Source organism: Sphingobacterium sp. InxBP1 (genome assembly GCF_026191775.1).
Classification (GTDB): domain Bacteria; phylum Bacteroidota; class Bacteroidia; order Sphingobacteriales; family Sphingobacteriaceae; genus Sphingobacterium; species Sphingobacterium thalpophilum.
On the sequence record NZ_JAINDX010000039.1, the window covers coordinates 1 to 17251 of the forward strand.

14 protein-coding genes are annotated in these 17251 nt (G+C 43.8%); 7 read left to right on the forward strand and 7 right to left on the reverse strand.

Going from position 1 to position 17251, the window contains the following annotated elements; genetic code table 11:
* Nucleotides 1-936 precede the first annotated feature (936 nt).
* Nucleotides 937-2109 carry an acyl-CoA dehydrogenase family protein gene (locus tag K7A41_RS03060; protein WP_265712573.1) on the reverse strand — a complete coding sequence of 391 codons (1173 nt, stop codon included), beginning with the start codon at nucleotides 2107-2109 and terminating at the stop codon, nucleotides 937-939.
* Between the two features lie 136 nt (nucleotides 2110-2245).
* On the opposite strand from K7A41_RS03060, the gene K7A41_RS03065 reads away from it, so the two are divergent.
* Together K7A41_RS03065 and lat are read left to right on the forward strand one after the other, a co-directional pair.
* Nucleotides 2246-3772, forward strand: coding sequence for an aldehyde dehydrogenase family protein (locus K7A41_RS03065; protein ID WP_265712574.1), 1527 nt, complete (start codon nucleotides 2246-2248; stop codon nucleotides 3770-3772).
* Nucleotides 3773-3791: 19 nt separating this feature from the next.
* The gene (lat, locus tag K7A41_RS03070; protein WP_265712575.1) at nucleotides 3792-5078 is read left to right on the forward strand and encodes an L-lysine 6-transaminase; all 1287 of its coding nucleotides are present in this window, start codon (nucleotides 3792-3794) and stop codon (nucleotides 5076-5078) included.
* 68 nt (nucleotides 5079-5146) lie between these two features.
* On the opposite strand, the gene K7A41_RS03075 is transcribed toward lat, so the two are convergent.
* From K7A41_RS03075 to K7A41_RS03085, 3 genes are read right to left on the reverse strand one after another with little or no spacing between them, the layout of a single operon-like run.
* The gene (locus K7A41_RS03075) at nucleotides 5147-5938 is read right to left on the reverse strand and encodes a suppressor of fused domain protein (protein ID WP_028071500.1); all 792 of its coding nucleotides are present in this window, start codon (nucleotides 5936-5938) and stop codon (nucleotides 5147-5149) included.
* A 39-nt stretch (nucleotides 5939-5977) separates the two neighbouring features.
* A complete protein-coding gene (locus K7A41_RS03080) occupies nucleotides 5978-6418 on the reverse strand; it encodes an energy transducer TonB (protein WP_265712576.1) in 441 nt (146 codons plus the stop codon).
* A 50-nt stretch (nucleotides 6419-6468) separates the two neighbouring features.
* Nucleotides 6469-7452 (reverse strand): hypothetical protein, encoded by a 984-nt coding sequence (locus K7A41_RS03085; protein ID WP_265712577.1) that lies wholly within the window; start codon nucleotides 7450-7452, stop codon nucleotides 6469-6471.
* 235 nt (nucleotides 7453-7687) lie between these two features.
* Between K7A41_RS03085 and K7A41_RS03090 the strand changes: the two genes are divergently transcribed.
* The gene (locus K7A41_RS03090) at nucleotides 7688-8299 is read left to right on the forward strand and encodes a DoxX family membrane protein (protein WP_265712578.1); all 612 of its coding nucleotides are present in this window, start codon (nucleotides 7688-7690) and stop codon (nucleotides 8297-8299) included.
* A gap of 10 nt (nucleotides 8300-8309) precedes the next feature.
* Here the strand turns inward: K7A41_RS03090 and K7A41_RS03095 are convergent, their stop codons facing one another.
* Entirely contained in the window at nucleotides 8310-10421 is a 2112-nt protein-coding gene (locus K7A41_RS03095; RefSeq protein ID WP_265712579.1) for a type IA DNA topoisomerase, read from the reverse strand.
* A 141-nt stretch (nucleotides 10422-10562) separates the two neighbouring features.
* Nucleotides 10563-11921 (reverse strand): deoxyguanosinetriphosphate triphosphohydrolase, encoded by a 1359-nt coding sequence (locus tag K7A41_RS03100; RefSeq protein ID WP_037534129.1) that lies wholly within the window; start codon nucleotides 11919-11921, stop codon nucleotides 10563-10565.
* A gap of 110 nt (nucleotides 11922-12031) precedes the next feature.
* Between K7A41_RS03100 and K7A41_RS03105 the strand changes: the two genes are divergently transcribed.
* A complete protein-coding gene (locus K7A41_RS03105; protein WP_028071505.1) occupies nucleotides 12032-13090 on the forward strand; it encodes an aldose epimerase family protein in 1059 nt (352 codons plus the stop codon).
* 64 nt (nucleotides 13091-13154) lie between these two features.
* Here K7A41_RS03105 and argH read toward each other — a convergent pair whose 3' ends face one another.
* A complete protein-coding gene (gene argH, locus K7A41_RS03110; protein ID WP_265712580.1) occupies nucleotides 13155-14486 on the reverse strand; it encodes an argininosuccinate lyase in 1332 nt (443 codons plus the stop codon).
* Nucleotides 14487-15126: 640 nt separating this feature from the next.
* On the opposite strand from argH, the gene rbfA reads away from it, so the two are divergent.
* The 3 genes from rbfA to K7A41_RS03125 are packed head-to-tail and all read left to right on the forward strand — an operon-like array spanning nucleotide 15127 to nucleotide 17251.
* On the forward strand, nucleotides 15127-15498 hold the full coding sequence (gene rbfA / locus K7A41_RS03115) for a 30S ribosome-binding factor RbfA (protein ID WP_028071507.1): 372 nt from the start codon (nucleotides 15127-15129) through the stop codon (nucleotides 15496-15498).
* 29 nt (nucleotides 15499-15527) lie between these two features.
* A complete protein-coding gene (gene aat / locus K7A41_RS03120; RefSeq protein WP_028071508.1) occupies nucleotides 15528-16166 on the forward strand; it encodes a leucyl/phenylalanyl-tRNA--protein transferase in 639 nt (212 codons plus the stop codon).
* Nucleotides 16163-17251, forward strand: a complete 1089-nt coding sequence (locus tag K7A41_RS03125; protein ID WP_265712581.1) for an aminotransferase class V-fold PLP-dependent enzyme — start codon at nucleotides 16163-16165, stop codon at nucleotides 17249-17251. The genes aat and K7A41_RS03125 overlap by 4 nt, the downstream gene beginning before the upstream one ends.

The window sequence follows — 17251 nt, forward strand, 5'->3', positions numbered from 1 at the left end:
GGCTGCTTCTTCCGCAGCAACCCGCCCTCCCTTGCGGAGTGGTGCAAAGATAGAAACTTTATGAACAAAGTTCCAAGCCTTTTGTCCTTATTTTTTTTGTTTTTGCCCTAACACGCTGGACAGGTGCACGATTGTTTTTCACCCCCCTGCTCCGGGACCGCAGAAGAGGGGCCGCAAGGGCGGGCGGAAGCAAAAATCTCCGCGGAAAGCATCCGGTTAAGCAGAATGCTATCCGGATGCAGGGCAGAGCAGATCCTGAAGACGGATTACCAGAGCCCGCAATACTCCGACAATCCTTGACTCTCACTGCAGGACAGCAGCATGCCATCAGCACGGTGGCTCCGCCCTGTTTCCGTGCTGAGTCCATGTCGAGTCCGTGCTGAGTCCGTGTCCTGCACGCTCTCAGCGCCCCCGGGCCCTGTTCTCACTCCACGGTCATCCTGCCCCGGATGCGGATAAGGCACGGAGCAGCAGTGGATCCGCGGTGCACCGCAGCCGGAGAAAACATGGGGCAGCACGGACACACGCACTCCGGACACACGATCTGCTGACTGCCCGGACTGAACAGGCCGGAAGCGCACGACCAGCTACGGATATCCGGTCCAACGTCCAAAGGGCAATTCGGCAGAGGCCAATACATACTTTTATATAGGGTTTACTTAGGGTTTGTTTAGGTTTAGTTTAGGTTTTCATTAGGCTAAGGCTAAACTAAACCTAACGGAAACCTAACTAAGAAATATGTAATATCTAGGTAAATATGGAACTTGGTCACCGTCATTAGAAAATCAGTGCATACAACATACCGGAGAGTGACACGGCAACAAATACTCCGGAATTGTAAGATATACCCGTGATGGGAGCAGAACCTCCTTAGTCCATTATCTTGGCGGGCCCCACCTCGGCGCGGGGTAACGGAAATTACAAAAGAGGTGAAATTTATGACGAGAATGCATTCAAGCCAGTAATATCTTGTCCTGTTATCAATAAATGAATATCATGTGTACCTTCATAGGTGACAACAGATTCAAGGTTCATCATGTGCCGCATAATCGGAAAATCACCAACAATGCCCATCCCACCCAGAATCTGTCTGGATTCCCGTGCAATTTGTAAGGCCATATTCACATTATTTCGTTTCGCCATGGAAATCTGCTGCGGCGTAGCCTTGCCCTCATTCTTCAGTACACCCAAACGCCAGGAAAGCAACTGTGCCTTTGTAATTTCAGTAAGGAATTCGGCAAGCTTTTTCTGCTGCAACTGGAAGCCTCCGATCGGCCGATCAAACTGCTGTCTTTCCAGTGCATATTGGACAGCGGTTTCGTAACAATCTATTGCCGCGCCAATCACACCCCAAGATATTCCATAACGGGCTGAATTCAAACAAGACAACGGCCCGCGCATAGAATTCACCTCTGGTAAGACATTTTCAGCAGGAATGAAAACATCATGAAAAACAAGTTCTCCAGTCTTTGACGCCCGCAAGGACCATTTATGCAAAGTTTCTGGTGTCTCAAAGCCTTCCATACCGCGCTCAACAATGACTCCTCGAACCTTTCCGCTTTCGTCTTTTGCCCAAACCACTGCAATATCGCAAATAGGAGCGTTAGTAATCCACATCTTTGCCCCATTCAATAAAAAACCGCCTTCATAAGACTTTAATTTGGTCTCCATTCCAGCAGGATCGGAACCATGATTAGGTTCAGTCAAGCCAAAGGCGCCAATAAACTCCCCAGAGGCAAGTGGTGGTAAAAATTTACGGCGCTGTGCTTCACTTCCGTAACTGTAAATTGGATACATCACTAGAGACGATTGTACCGACGCAGCCGAACGCACCGCAGAATCTCCAGCCTCCAATTCCTGCATAATCAGACCATAGGAAATCTGGTCCAACCCTGCCCCACCATACTCTGCCGGAATATAAGGGCCTAAGGCACCTATCGATCCAAGCTTTGGCATGAGCCCGTCAATTGCACGATGTTCTTGTGCTGCCTCTTCAATAACAGGCTTTATTTCAGAACGTACAAAATCCTGAACAGTCCGGCGGATCAGTTTATGCTCATCAGACAACAGATCATCTATCTGATAATAATCAATATTAATTTGTCTCATCTTGGTGCGGTTTTTATTTTTTACCCAATAACTAAGATACGATTTTTTTAATACTGAACAATATTCATATTAATCTTGTTAAACAGAATTTTATTCCCTATATTTACTATATACCACGAACAAAATAAACCTTATAATGAAAAATGAACTCAAAATACTTGGTATATCCACCCAAAACCCGGGATCTTCGACAGGACAACACTGGTTTTCCGAAGGCAAACTATTTGAATCTTTTTCACCCGTAGATGGCAAGCGTATTGCCTTAGTAACAGGCAGCAGCCGAAAGGATTATGAGCAAGTTGTCAACAGTGCCACAGATGCCTTTAGAACCTGGAGACTTATTCCCGCTCCTAAAAGGGGTGAAATCATACGGCAGCTGGGAGACCGATTACGGCAACTTAAGCCGGCTCTGGGAAAACTGGTCTCTTATGAAATGGGCAAATCCTATCAAGAAGGGATGGGCGAGGTTCAGGAGATGATTGATATCTGTGATTTTGCGCTTGGATTATCCCGTCAGCTTTATGGCAATACCATACATTCGGAACGTCCCGGTCATCGCATGTACGAGCAGTATCATCCGCTGGGAATCGTAGGTATTATTACCGCATTCAATTTTCCGGTTGCTGTATGGGCATGGAATATCGCATTGGCATTGGTCTGTGGAAATACCGTGATTTGGAAACCTAGTGAGAAAACGCCTTTATGTGCCATAGCCTGCCAAAAGCTCCTTGCTGAAATTCTTTACCGGAATGGCCTGCCTGAGGGCATTTCCAGTCTTGTTATTGGTGACAAAGAGATCGGAGAATGGCTATCTGCTGACGTTCGAATCGGTCTAATTTCAGCAACCGGATCAACAAGAATGGGAAAAGAAGTCGCTGTAACCGTTGCTCAGCGACTAGGAAAAACCCTTCTGGAACTAGGAGGCAACAATGCCATCATTGTTACACCGGAAGCGGATCTCAAAATGACTGTCATTGGAGCTGTATTTGGTGCAGTGGGAACCGCTGGGCAACGCTGTACCAGCACGAGGAGACTAATCATCCATGAAAGCATCTATGAAAAAGTGAAGAAACTGTTGACAGAAGCCTATGACCAACTTAAAATCGGTAATCCTCTGGACACAAACAACCATGTTGGGCCGTTGATCGACAAAGCTGCTGTAAATTCATACTTGGATGCATTGGATAAAATCGAAACACAAGGCGGCCAACTTCTGATCAAAGGTAAAGTTCTTGAAGGGGATGGTTATGAAAGTGGCTGCTACGTACAACCTGTTATTGCTGAAGTGGAAAATCATTATGATATCGTACAGCACGAAACGTTTGCGCCAATCCTATATCTTATCAAATACCAAGGAGATATCAGCCAGGCAATCGACCTTCAAAATGGTGTTGCACAAGGCCTCTCTTCTGCGGTGATGACCAACAACTTAAGGGAAGCCGAGCTATTTCTTAGCGCGGCAGGGTCCGACTGTGGCATTGCCAATGTCAATATAGGTACCTCAGGAGCGGAAATCGGAGGGGCATTCGGTGGCGAAAAAGATACAGGTGGCGGCAGAGAATCCGGATCAGATGCCTGGAAAGCGTATATGCGCCGACAGACAAATACCATTAATTACTCGACCGACCTGCCATTGGCACAAGGTATCAAATTCGATTTATAAAACCATTTTATTTAAAATTATGAGCACTGTACATGAACGATTAAGCAAACATATATTGGCAGACGGTTTTCCATTAGTGATGGATATGGAAAAATCGCATGGGTCATATATTGTCGATGAAAACGGCGATGAATACCTTGATATGTTCAGCATGTTTGCCTCCATGTCCGTAGGATACAATCACCCTCATTTGGTTAAACATCGCGACTTTTTAGGAAAAATGGCAGTGAATAAACCTGCAATGTCAGATATCTATCCAAAAGAATTTGCAGACTTTGTGGACACCTTCGGCCGGGTCGCCATCCCAGATGAACTCGCCTATGCCTTCTTCATTTCAGGCGGCACTTTGGCTGTTGAAAATGCCTTGAAAGCAGCTTTTGACTGGAAGACACGACTTAATTTCTCCCAAGGTATACAGAAAGAAGCCCATCAGGTCATACATTTCAGACAGGCATTTCATGGCAGGTCGGGTTATACACTTTCGTTGACCAATACCCATGACCCAAGGAAATATATGTACTTTCCAAAGTTCAACTGGCCGCGGATCACCAATCCCAAGCTAAGTTATCCGCTAACAGCCGAACGCATCAAACAGACAATTGACCTTGAGGAAAAAGCCATAGACGAAATCAACTATGCATTAGAAAGTAACCCACATGACATCGCCTGCATTATTATTGAGCCTATTCAAGGCGAAGGTGGTGATAATCACTTCCGAAAGGAATTTTTGCAGCAACTGCGTGAGATTTGTGACAAACAGCAAATTCTCCTCATCTTTGACGAAGTCCAGACCGGATTGGGCATCACAGGAAAGATGTGGGCATATCAGCATTATGATGTGTTACCAGATGTAATCGCCTTTGGAAAAAAAGCGCAGGTCTGCGGCATATTAGCTAGCAAAGAGAAGTTTGACCTGGTAGAACATCACGTGTTCAGGGAATCGAGCCGGATCAACTCTACCTTTGGCGGAGACTTTATGGACATGCTCCGTTTTAAACTAATCTTAGAAGTGATCGAACAGGAAAATTTAGTTTTAAATGCAGCTGAAAAAGGTGAGTATCTTAAGTCTAAACTTGAAGAACTGATGGTGGAAAGACCGCAGCTCTCCAATCTACGGGGAGAAGGACTGTTTGTAGCGCTGGATTTTGAATCCACTGATGCACGCAATGAGTTTATTAAAAAAGCCTACGCCAATAAGCTGATCATGCTGGGCTGTGGTGAACGAAGTATCCGCTTTAGACCCCACCTCAATGTCAGCTTTGAGGATATCGATCGGACAGTCAGCATTATGACGGCCAGTCTATAATCATAGCAATTCCCCGGGACAGTGTCCATTGCGAGTTCACATCCCAGGGAATTGAGTTGTTATGTTTATTAATGGCACACGTTCGGTCGATCCACGTCCACCAGTTCAGAAATGCCGTACTCATCGAAACGGTCCAGTAGCGCATCGGTTCCCTCTTCTAACTTATAATCCATTTCTTCCTTATAAATTGGGATCATTGCGTAGAAATTAATCACGTTGCCATCTTTAGTTTTAAGTTCTAGGAATTCCTCACCGAAGCTAAGCATCGGAGGCAATAGCAGCATACAGCCGAATCCGGTATTGGCGATCTCTTCGGCATCTGCTCCATTTGGAATGGTATGGCCATAGCCGAGCCACGTTTTATATTCATGAGGAAACCGTGCCAGCCGTTTTAAAAAGTAAACCGGCCAGTAGTTGTTATCATCCTGAAATTCCTGCTCGCCTATCGCCCAGTCAGCAGGAAGCACAACCATTAGCTCAGCTCGCTCATAACTTTCTTTGTTTTCCAGTTCATCCGGAACATGCATAGGCAAATCACTCATGCCTGAAGTTACCAGAATGTTAAAGGGATAATCTGCACTGGGTTTGATCCAATGCACATCGATATGTACCAGCTCAGAAATGATTTCATGAAAAACCATTTCGGGTGGAGCAATATATTTTGTCAAATGCTCCTCGATTTCTTCCAGATAGACACACTGAATTTCGGGAAAAAGATTCCTCGGATCTTTTTTTTCTTCGGGTTGTTCTTCATAACGATACACCGTAGAACCACCAGCGGTAATTTCCACTTCCTTGTTTTCAGAAGCAGCACTGTCTTCACCGCTCATTAATTTTTTAACTTTATCCCAAAACGACATACTGTGTTAATATATTGGTTGTGTATAAACTGTAGCTTTTTATTCGATAACTGCAACTACAGGCTGCCGAAACCGGGTCTTAACCGGCTTTCCCTTCACCAGAGCTGGCACCCACTGTGGAGACCTGCGCATGGCAGCCAGTACCGCCTTCGCGAACTCCGGACTAATTTTTTCCGGATTTTCGATTTCGATATTGCAGATGGCGCCATCTTCGCAAACGATAAAATTAAGAACCGCAGTCTGCTTTGCCCCATACTTCACATAGGCGACGCTGTCCATCATCATGGCAGTTCTGGTCAAATCGAGGTTATTCTGCAAAAATTTAGACCATGCTGTTAGTCCGCCTTTAAAATATGGAAACTCATCCACTTTCTGAACCAAACTATCCGCGGGTATGTCACGGACAGCCTGAGCATGAACGTGCCAACACGTAAAAACCAGCAATACAACGGTGGAAAAAATTTTAGAAACAATATTCATACCATTTAACGTGTTTCGATAGCTATTTATTGCATTATCTGTGCTTACATCTAATTCAATGGCATATCGAGTTCAGACCTAAAGTTACCCTGTTCATCCACCAGAAAGCTGACCGGCTGTTCGGGATTCTTGATAATCTCAAACAATGTAAGGCCCCAAGGCTTCCAAAAATTCTCCAAAACCTGACCATAAGTTTTGTTCTGCCAGTGATCAAATATCGGTTTCATCGACATGTCAGCTAATGGCATCGGTTCGACATAGACTTTCTGCGGAGTATTTAAGTAGGTGTAATCTGGCAGACGGTTGAATAAATAAGCAGAATAAAAGTACCGTGCACAAAGTTCTTCGAATTGGATAGGGTGTAGGATCTTGCCTTGGATTATTTTCAGGATGTCCTCATGATAGATATTGTTGGTGGCATTGTCCTGAAGACAGGCCACCACGGCGAAATCTTTCATCCGAATGGAAAAAATCAGGGTATTGATCTCGTCTCGGTACATAAACGTATCGGGAGCATTGTTCACAGGCACAACAACCAAAGAGAAAGGCATCGTATTCTCAAATTCCATGGGTGTCACAAGCGACTGCAACATGGCATGCAGGTTTGTAAATCGTTGTGCCAAGGCCTGGGAAAAGTTCATATCCTCACCAGATGCCTGCTGTTGTCGGATCCCCGCCAGGATTTCGTTATAGACTACACCATACATTATTTTGGACATCCATTGAAACAGCAATATCGGGTCAACGCGCCTAACGGCCTCATATCCCTGCCCGAATGCGTGTTCCACTACGCGTTCCATTTGTTCGATAGCCTCTGCTGCGGCTATGCTACAAGGAAGCTTCAAGGATTTATAGGTGACCAGATTCTCGTCCAGCATCTTAAAAGGCTTATCCTCCAACTGAAAAGATTTCATCATCCATACTGGGAAAACCTGAATAGATTCCTCCTGCGATTGAAGTTTATTGCCCGTCAAAAAACAAATATCTGACTCAAACTGAAATTGTCTGAATGGATTGTACAAAGTTGTCGCCATAATGCCAGCAAAGTTAAGATAAATCGAAGAGGACGCAAGGTATGGATATTCTTATTACGCTATCTTGACCTGATTTAGAGAATAAAATAGCCTGGCTGGTTTAACGAATACTGTTTTGCAGGCTGAGTTAAAAACTTAGGTTTACCGCCACCCAAAAGCTTATTGAATCAGAATTGCATTAAATTTTATGGAATTTACATCTAAAAACAATCATTATATATAAACAGCCTACATTATGTACAGATCCGAACATAAACTTACAGCATTATTGGTATTATCTATACGGATACTTTTAGCCTTGATCTTTATTCACTATGGTATAGGAAAATTATCTGGCGGACAATTTGGGCGACTGAGCGATGCTGAACAAAATACGCCGATCAAGGAACTGAGCCTATTTAAAATAGGCTGGTATCTTTTTGATCATCAACCTTTCAAAGCTTTCATTGGAATATCGCAGTTAGTTGCAAGTGTATTATTGTTATTTAACCGAACAGTTATTCTAGGCCTACTGATGTTAATACCAATTATCCTTAATATCCTAATCATAGATTTGACGATTATGAATTATGGATTTAAAGTTGCCTTCTTTTTTCGGCTGACGGGTTATCTATTTTATATAGCATTGTTATTGTTTTATTATAAACAAGCTACTTTTCCTGCGTTTCGGTGCATAACGCCAACAAGTCTCCCGCCCCATCGGTTAAGTAACAAATGGGGTTATTTATGGATTTTGCTCATCATACCGTTGCTTGAAGTAGCTACCTCAATTCCTAAAATGCTTTTCATGTTGGCTAAGCATCCGAAAGAAGTTTGGGCTCAGGTCATGCATTTATTTACCAGCTAGATGAGTGTGATTACCCCACGTTTACTTTAAAATTTTCAAATATCAGCGGTGCGGTTACGATGGTACCGTCGCTATTTTTCACGCCTTTAAATTCTGAAGTTTTTCCTTTTTCCAGGAGATTTTTAATTTCTTTTTCCTCCAGAAAAATTCCGTTTAGGGTTCGCCAGATCTTAAAGTCACAACCACGGGCATAATGGTCGCATTGGGCCACACGGTCATACAGCTGAATGAGGCCTTTGTCACATTTTGGGCACTTTATTTTGCCTTTTTGTTGCGGCTTGATCTCGTCTTGAGCCAATGAGATGCGTAAGGCCAGCAGCTCTTTGGTTATCTTCGCCGTATAATCTTTGATATGCTTCATAAACACATCGTAAGAAACCTTATTGGCGCGCATTTCTTCGAGTTTCTGCTCCCATTTACCTGTCAGGGTCACCTTTGCAATCGAACGGTCCTTGACCAGCTGATAGACCGCTAATCCTTTTTCGGTGGGAATGAGCTTTTTTTTCTCGCGTTTGATATAATCGCGCTGAAAGAGTGTTTCTATAGTGGCGGCCCGTGTGGCCGGAGTTCCAAGCCCACAATCTTTCATGGCCTGACGCATTTCCTCATCTTCGATTTCCTTGCCAGAAGTCTCCATGGCCTTCAATAACGATGCTTCGGTATGAATTGGCCGGGCTTTGGTAAAACGTTCGGCAAGCTCGAGCGTCAGTATCTCCAACAGCTGTTCGGCCGACAATTTGGGGAGCTGTGCATTTTCATTGTCCTGGTCTTCGTTATTCTTATCATCATCGGCCACCTCGATCTGTTCGGACGAAAGACGCCAGCCGTATTGCTTGATCACGGTACCCTTCGCAATAAGTTCCACTCCCTGTGCATCGATGATGACAGTGGTAATATCTTTGATACATACATCAGAAAAACTCTCCACCATACGCTTTGCAATCATATTGTAGATGTTCTGCTGCTCTTTAAGCAGATGCCCTGGCTTCTCATCCGTTACCAACAAAGCATGGTGATCGGTAACTTTTTTGTCATCAACAGAGCGTTTATTCAGCTTAGCCCCGATCAAATTTCGCGAAATAGAGGCGATCGATTCCTCCGCAGTATCCGACAGATGCTGAAAGAGCTCTTCCATTTTCTCGAAGACATCCTCGCCGATGTAACGGGAGCCTGTCCGCGGATAGGTGATCACCTTTTTCTCATAGAGTGTCTGGGCAATACTTAGCGTCTGGTCGGCTGAATACCCATATTTTTTGTTCGCATCTTGCTGCAGCGAAGTCAGATCAAAGAGCAAGGGCGGCTGTTCTTTTGTCTCTTTGGCTTCCACTCGGGCTACCCGTGCGGTAGATCCTACCGATAACCGCGCTATAGTCTCCTCCGCTACATCTTTTTTATCGATCTTATTGGAGGTGGCTTTAAAATTGATATTATCCTTTTCAAAACCAGCCTGGATTTTGTAGAAAGCCTGTGGTTTAAAGTCTTTGTTTTCCAGATAACGCGCACAGATCATTGCCAAGGTCGGCGTCTGCACTCTTCCTAAGGATAGGAGTCCTTTATTACCCGCGGCGAGCGTAATGGCCTGGGTCGCGTTGATCCCGATCAGCCAGTCTGACTCCGACCTCGAACGCGCAGACATATATAAGCTGTCGTACTCTGTTCCATCCTTTAAATTGGCGAAGCCCTCTTTGATCGCTTTGTCAGTCTGACTTGAAATCCAAAGGCGTTTAAACGGCACTTTTGAACCTAAAAAATAATAGATATTTCGAAAGATAAGTTCGCCTTCCCGTCCCGCATCCGTCGCCACAATAATTTCTTCCGCTTGGTCCAATAGTGATTTGATTGTATTCAGTTGCTTGACAGCTCCTGCATCATCGATTTGTTTTCCGTCTTTTTTGACTTTTTTTGACTCGAGTTTAAAGGTTGCCGGTATAATCGGCAAGTTGGAAATAGTCCAGCTGTTGTAACCGTAGGCCTGAGGTGTACACAACTGCACCAAATGCCCAAAAGCATAAGTAAAAGCATAACCATTTCCGGCGATATAACCATCCTTAACTTCTTTTGCTCCCATCACCCGCGCCAGATCCCGTGCTACGGATGGCTTTTCAGCTATTACAACTTTCATTTTAACGTATTGAAATTTGACACTACTTGTGCAAGCCTTTGGCCCACCTGATATTTTCCATTTTACTTTGGTGAAATCGCACCAAACTTAACATGTCTTTACTCTTTTGACCGTTAAGATCCTCAGCTGACAGGTCCAAGTTTATTCAATACTCGGAATCGTGATTCCTTTGATTTTCCGATAAAGTTCGATCGCATATACATCCGTCATCCCGGAAACAAAATCCAGGACACAGCGTATTTTGGAATAAGAGTCCTCTTTATCTGTATAAAACTGCTCCGGTATCAAAGCAACCAGCTTTTTGTCATAATTATTTTTATTCTTTTTTAGATACGCGGGAACAAACTCCTTGAGTAATGCATCCATTACGCGGTAGCCGGCTATCTCTATCTGGACCACCGTCGGCGCATTGTAGATCTTTTCAATGGAAATTTTCGAAATTTTGTTCATCTGTCTGACGATATCTTCATCAAGCGCGTCCATCAAGGCGGAAGAAAACGTGCCGGACAAGAACTTATCCTGTTCGCGGACAAAGACATCCACACAGCCTTTTATCAAGGTATTAATTGCTTTGGCGCGCAACAGGGCGACACGGCTCGGTGTATCTAGCAAACTATCCAGACGTTCCCGTAGATTTTCAGAACCACAAAGGGGAAGCAAAAGTTCCTCAACTTCCTGATAAGACAAGATTTTGAGATGATGCGCATCCTCCAGATCAATAATATTATAACAAATATCATCTGCTGCTTCAACCAGATAGACCAAAGGATGTCTAAGGTATCCGCGGGGATTGGAGGGATCCCTCAACAAGCCTAATTCATTGGCGATCTGCTCAAATGCTTTTTGTTCTTCTGTAAAGAAACCATACTTTTTGCGGTGATGGCTTTTTTTGACATGGCCGTCAATAGCCAGACAAGGATATTTTACGATAGACGCCAAGGAGGTATAAGTCAATGCAAACCCTTTAGGGTCCTTTCCTTGGAAAGCGTGTGTCAAAATCCGCAGGGCATTGGCATTTCCTTCGAAGTGTGTCAGATCGGCCCATTCTTCAGCGGTCACCTGATCTTGGTATTTTCGTCCATCACCATCGGTGAAGTAGGTGGAAATAGCCGACTCCCCTGAATGCCCGAAGGCAGGGTTCCCAAGGTCATGGGAAAGACAAGCAGCTGAAATAATATTTCCTACTTCCTGCAGGTAGGGATATGCCGTATCGATAGCCGGGTTCTGTTCTTTGAGCTGTGCATAAAACATGCGTCCAAGGGAACGGCCGACACTCGCAACTTCTAAGCTATGCGTCAGTCTATTGTGTACAAACACTGCTCCCGGAAGCGGAAAGACCTGCGTCTTATTCTGTAATCTTCGAAATGGCGATGAAAAAATCAGACGGTCATAATCCCGTTGAAATTCCGACCGGGCTACCAGATGGTTCTCCACCGTCCTATCTTCATAACCCCAGCGTTTTGCAGAAAGCAAATCTTTCCAGTTCATTTTTTCAGACATAGCGCAAAGATAGGAAAAGTAAAAATTAAAAAGATGGAATCTTGTCACTCATGCCTCCATACTCCATACTAATTCCGTATCTTTAATTCCCAATACCAATAGAAACGGTCATGACAAAATATCAATCACTTATACCAAAACACTTTGATGCTACGATCGAGGGGAAGAATACCCATTTACTTTTATTGAAGAATGAAGGAGGTATGCAGGTGCTCCTCACCGACTACGGCGCGCGTATCGTAAGTATTTTAGTCCCTGATAAAAACGGCAATTTAGTGGATGTAGCACTTGGATTTGATTCCATACAGGGCTATTTAGCCTCAGATGAAAAATATCATGGTTGTACAGCCGGACGCTTTGCAAACCGTATCGCAAACGGCAAATTCGAACTTAACAATAGATCCTATACGCTCCCGCAAAATAATGGCCCAAACTGCCTGCATGGTGGCATTTCGGGGTTCCATGACAAAGTATGGGACCGTCGGGTCACCTATCAATCTCATGTTGAATTCTATTATGTCTCTCCTGATGGTGAAGAGGGTTTTCCCGGAAATGTAAAGGTAATGGTTTCCTATACACTCACCCGAAATAATGAAATTATCATTAAGTATCATGCGCAGTCCGACGCCGACACACATGTCAACCTGACCAACCATACCTACTTCAACCTTGATGGGGAAGGCAACGGGGATGTGCTACAGCACATACTGCAGATCAATTCAGATGAAGTTCTATTTGTTGATGAGAACCAAATCCCCAATGCAATCGTTCCAGTTGACGGAACAGCTTTTGACTTCCGGATTCCAAAAAAAATTGTCCAGGATATCACAGCGAACGATGAACAGCTTATTGCAGCAAAAGGGTATGATCACTGCTATGTTAATAATAAACCTATTTCGCAGCCTTGTGCCACCGCGTATTCCAAAAATACGGGGATACAGCTGGACGTGTTTACGACCGAGCCGGGCGTGCAACTATATACCGCCAATTGGATGACTGGCAACGATATTGGCAAAAGCGGAAAAAAATATCTGCCTTACGCCGGCTTCTGTTTGGAAACCCAGCATTTTCCGGACAGCCCTAATCAGGCGGAATTTCCTTCGACTCTGTTACGGGCCGGCGAATCCTTTGATTCGGAAACACACTTTAAATTTTCCATCAAAAAATAATAACAGAAAAAACGGCGAACGAGAAGTATCTCGTTCGCCGTTTTTTCTGTTATTCCAATATACTTTATTTTAACAGCTCATCTATGGCCTGTTCCACCTTTTCGAATTCAAAAGTGGCTTTTACCTGCTGAAACATGCGTTGGATCTGATCATTGCAGAGATTGCCTATGCTGCCTTCATGGGTATGGTTGACTTCCTTGGACGGTTTAAAACGGCCTGCCTCTATATCGATACCGATTGTCCTGTAAGCTTCCCGAAAAGGCACTCCTTTAAGCACCTCATTATTGACCACTTCTACCGAAAACAGGTAATCGTACTTCGGATCATCGAGCACATTTTCTTTTACCGAGATATTTTCAAGCATGAAGGTCGCGATCTCCAGACAGTCCTTCAATGAGGTAAATGCTGGAAAAAGATTTTCTTTCAGCAGCTGCAGATCTCTGTGGTAACCCGATGGCAGATTTGTGGTCATCAGCGCAATCTCATTGGGCAGTGCCTGAATTTTATTACAGCGCGAACGGATTAGTTCAAAGACATCTGGATTCTTCTTATGTGGCATAATACTGGATCCTGTCGTCAAATGAGCTGGAAAAGAGATAAAACCGAAATTCTGATTGATATACAAGCATACATCCATGGCAAATTTTGCCAAGGTAGCAGCTATAGCACTCATTCCTTGTGCCAGGATACGCTCCGTCTTGCCTCTTCCCATCTGTGCGTAAACCACATTGTAATTGAGATCTTCAAATCCCAACAACTGTGTGGTCATGGTTCGATTTAATGGAAATGACGAACCATACCCTGCCGCGGAACCCAAAGGATTTTTATTGCACACCTTCCATGCCGCACGCATCATTTCAAGATCATCAACCAAACTTTCCGCATATGCACCAAACCAAAGTCCAAAAGATGACGGCATGGCGATCTGCAGATGTGTATATCCAGGGATCAGGATATGTTTGTAGCGTTCACTCAGTTGTACGAGGATATTAAAAAAAGCCTCTGTGTGCTGAATGATCTGCTGGATCTCCGAACGGAAATACAATTTTAGGTCGACCAATACCTGGTCATTGCGCGACCTTCCTGAATGTATCTTTTTGCCGGCCTCACCAATACGTTGCGTCAGCAACATCTCCACCTGCGAATGGACATCTTCCACAGAGCTTTCAATCTGGAAATTACCTGCCTGAATATCTTTATAGATATTCTTCAATTCTTTCTGTACGACATCAAGATCTGCGTCTGTCATCAGGTCGATGCTATTCAACATCCGCGTATGCGCCAATGAGCCCAAGACATCAGCGGCTGCCAACTGCAGGTCCATCTCCCGGTCGTTGCCGACAGTAAATGATTCAACAAAGGAATCAACATCTATATTTTTTTGCCAGATTTTCATTGCTACAAATTGTTTATTATGGATAATGAAGTTGCCATGAACCAGTTGTTTAGCGTTGATTGAAGATCATGTAAATTTCATTAGTAACCTATTCTGGCTAATAATGCTCCTTGCGATATTGACATCAGATCTTATTAGCCTTGCAAAAATACCAATTGCAAATGGTTATATCAATGGCCTGATCGGAGACGTTCAAGATTATATGAACACTCAAAAACAGATTTTCACGCTGAACTCACGAGCCGTTACAAAAAAAATAAAATGTTAAAAGTTTGTTAAATCGCAATAAACACACATTATAAGTAACCACTCACTTTATTTTTAAATCTTATTTTGTCAGTTTTTTAAGTATTCCTATGTTTGTAGTGTAAGGGAGATGAAAAATTAAAAGCGGATAAGGTTAGTAAATACTTACCACTTTAAATACACCGAATTTTAAAACCAAATATGATAGACCTCAACGTCTTAAAACTTGTAAGAAATTACCTAACCAATTGTGAATCGAAATTTAAAGGCACATCAAACCAAGATGTGCCTTTTTTCGTGTCCTGCCCCGGCGCGACAGGGAGGATAGCTTATTCTAGGCTAAAATCCTTATCTTTGTTCTGATATTGAAAATATTCAACAAAAAACGTATACGATGGGAACAGAAAGCAAGAGACAGCAACGTTTTGCTGGAGTGATTCAACAGGATTTAGCAGCACTATTTCAACGAGAAGGCAATTCGTGGGCTCCAGGGGCATTTATTACGGTCACACGTGTTCGAGTAACGCCAGACTTGGCTATTGCCCGTGTTTATTTGAGCTTTCTAAACACAAAGACTGCCCAGGAAGATATCAAGGCTATCCGAACAAAAACATCCGAAATACGCTATAAACTGGGATCCAAAATCAAAAATCAGGTGAAGATTATTCCGCAGCTGGAATTTTTCCTGGATGACACCAACGAATATGTCGAGCATATGGACAAATTGTTTGAAGAAATCAGCAAAGAGCCCCGTCAACCTGAATAATATCGCTCAATTGTCTTGTCTGAAGATCAATGGTATTTGAACTTGATAGCAAAAGACTTGAATTTCCGCATCCCAGCTATGCGGAAGAAGATGGCCTATTGGCTATAGGGGGTGATCTTTCAGCGGAACGGTTGCTTCTCGCTTACAGCAACGGGATATTTCCTTGGTTCAGTGACGAAACACCGATTCTCTGGTATGCTCCGGATCCTCGTTTTGTCATTTATCCGGACAAGATAAAGATCAGCAAAAGCATGGCCTCTTTGATGCGGAAAAATATCTTTTCCATCACCATCGATCAGCACTTCGGACAGGTTATCCAGCATTGTGCTTCCATTCAACGAAAAGGACAGCATGGTACCTGGATCACGCGAGATATGATGGAGGCCTACACTTTGCTTTTTGAAAAAGGATACGCCCATTCCATTGAGGTCTGGAAAGAAAGCTCGCTCGTGGGCGGACTCTATGGAGTACTTATCAATGGCGTCTTCTGTGGAGAAAGTATGTTTTCCAAAGAAGCGAATGCGTCCAAAGCGGCTTTGATCTATCTGGCACAGGAAATCGAACTCAAACTAATCGATTGTCAGTTCCATACTCCACATCTGGCCAGCATGGGCGGCGAATTCCTTTCTTTGTCCAATTATCTAACTATACTAACAACAGACCAATGAACAGTCCGTACAAACATCATTTCGACATAGCTCCGGATATCAGCTACCTAACCACCCCTGGATCGGGCCTCCTTTCACGTGAAACAAAACAATGGCGGACAAAGAGGGATCAAGAATTCTTTGACTCTAATACCGTATTACGCGAACAGCAGGGAGCTGCCCTGGACTCCTGTAGGGAGACTATCGGCCGCTTCTTCAATTGTGCGCCGTGCAATGTGTTTTTGTCCAGCTGCTTTTCAGTTGCTTTCAACACCTTGTTGGCCGGTCTGCCCAAACATTATAGGGTTCTGCTGCTGGATAACGATTATCCTTCCGTAAATTTTCCGACAATCATAAGCGGTTTTGAACATCAGTTTGTAGCGATGGACGAACAGCTGGAAGCTAACATTTTAAATGCTATCGCAACTTTTCGCCCCAACGTACTGGTATTTTCCATTGTACAGTATATCTCCGGGATGAAAATAGATCTGAGCTTTATCCAGGAGCTTAAGCACCTGCACCCCGATTTGCTTGTCGTCGGAGATGGGACACAGTTTTTGGGAACCGACCATTTTCACTTTGATCAATCAGGCTTTGACGCTGTGTTGTGCAGTGGATATAAATGGCTGATGGCCGGGTATGGAAATGGTTTTGTTCTTTTAAACCAAAAAATGAAAGATATCCTCTATGCAGACGTTCAAAAAAAGTACAGCTACCTCAATAATCAATGGTTAAATAAGTCGGTTGTACAATTATGTTTTGAACCCGGGCATCTGGACACGCTGTCACACGGATCATTGCAGCACGCACTGGAGCAGCTTACAGAGTGGGGTTATGGAAAGGCCGTCAGCTACACACAGCAACTTGTCTCGGCAGCAAAAGCTGAACTGTCCGACAGAAAGCTTCTATTGGACAGTATCGTCAATAGACGCCCCCAAAGTAATATTTTCAATATACAGATCAGCCCGGACAACGTTGAGCTACTGATTCATGAAGGGATAAAATGTTTTCCCCGAGGCTCAGGAATCCGGGTAGGTTTTCATCTGTACAATGATGAAACGGATCTGGCAAAGCTATTAGACATTATAGACACAAAAGTAAAATAA

Excerpts from the sequence above, each read along its gene's own strand:
- K7A41_RS03125 (WP_265712581.1), top strand. The coding sequence starts at position 16,163 with ATGAACAGTCCGTACAAACATCATTTCGACATAGCTCCGGATATCAGC.
- lat (WP_265712575.1), top strand. The coding sequence starts at position 3,792 with ATGAGCACTGTACATGAACGATTAAGCAAACATATATTGGCAGACGGT.
- K7A41_RS03105 (WP_028071505.1), top strand. The coding sequence starts at position 12,032 with ATGACAAAATATCAATCACTTATACCAAAACACTTTGATGCTACGATC.
- K7A41_RS03075 (WP_028071500.1), bottom strand. The coding sequence starts at position 5,938 with ATGTCGTTTTGGGATAAAGTTAAAAAATTAATGAGCGGTGAAGACAGT.
- K7A41_RS03095 (WP_265712579.1), bottom strand. The coding sequence starts at position 10,421 with ATGAAAGTTGTAATAGCTGAAAAGCCATCCGTAGCACGGGATCTGGCG.
- aat (WP_028071508.1), top strand. The coding sequence starts at position 15,528 with ATGGTATTTGAACTTGATAGCAAAAGACTTGAATTTCCGCATCCCAGC.
- argH (WP_265712580.1), bottom strand. The coding sequence starts at position 14,486 with ATGAAAATCTGGCAAAAAAATATAGATGTTGATTCCTTTGTTGAATCA.
- K7A41_RS03065 (WP_265712574.1), top strand. The coding sequence starts at position 2,246 with ATGAAAAATGAACTCAAAATACTTGGTATATCCACCCAAAACCCGGGA.
- K7A41_RS03085 (WP_265712577.1), bottom strand. The coding sequence starts at position 7,452 with ATGGCGACAACTTTGTACAATCCATTCAGACAATTTCAGTTTGAGTCA.
- rbfA (WP_028071507.1), top strand. The coding sequence starts at position 15,127 with ATGGGAACAGAAAGCAAGAGACAGCAACGTTTTGCTGGAGTGATTCAA.
- K7A41_RS03080 (WP_265712576.1), bottom strand. The coding sequence starts at position 6,418 with ATGAATATTGTTTCTAAAATTTTTTCCACCGTTGTATTGCTGGTTTTT.
- K7A41_RS03060 (WP_265712573.1), bottom strand. The coding sequence starts at position 2,109 with ATGAGACAAATTAATATTGATTATTATCAGATAGATGATCTGTTGTCT.
- K7A41_RS03100 (WP_037534129.1), bottom strand. The coding sequence starts at position 11,921 with ATGTCTGAAAAAATGAACTGGAAAGATTTGCTTTCTGCAAAACGCTGG.
- K7A41_RS03090 (WP_265712578.1), top strand. The coding sequence starts at position 7,688 with ATGTACAGATCCGAACATAAACTTACAGCATTATTGGTATTATCTATA.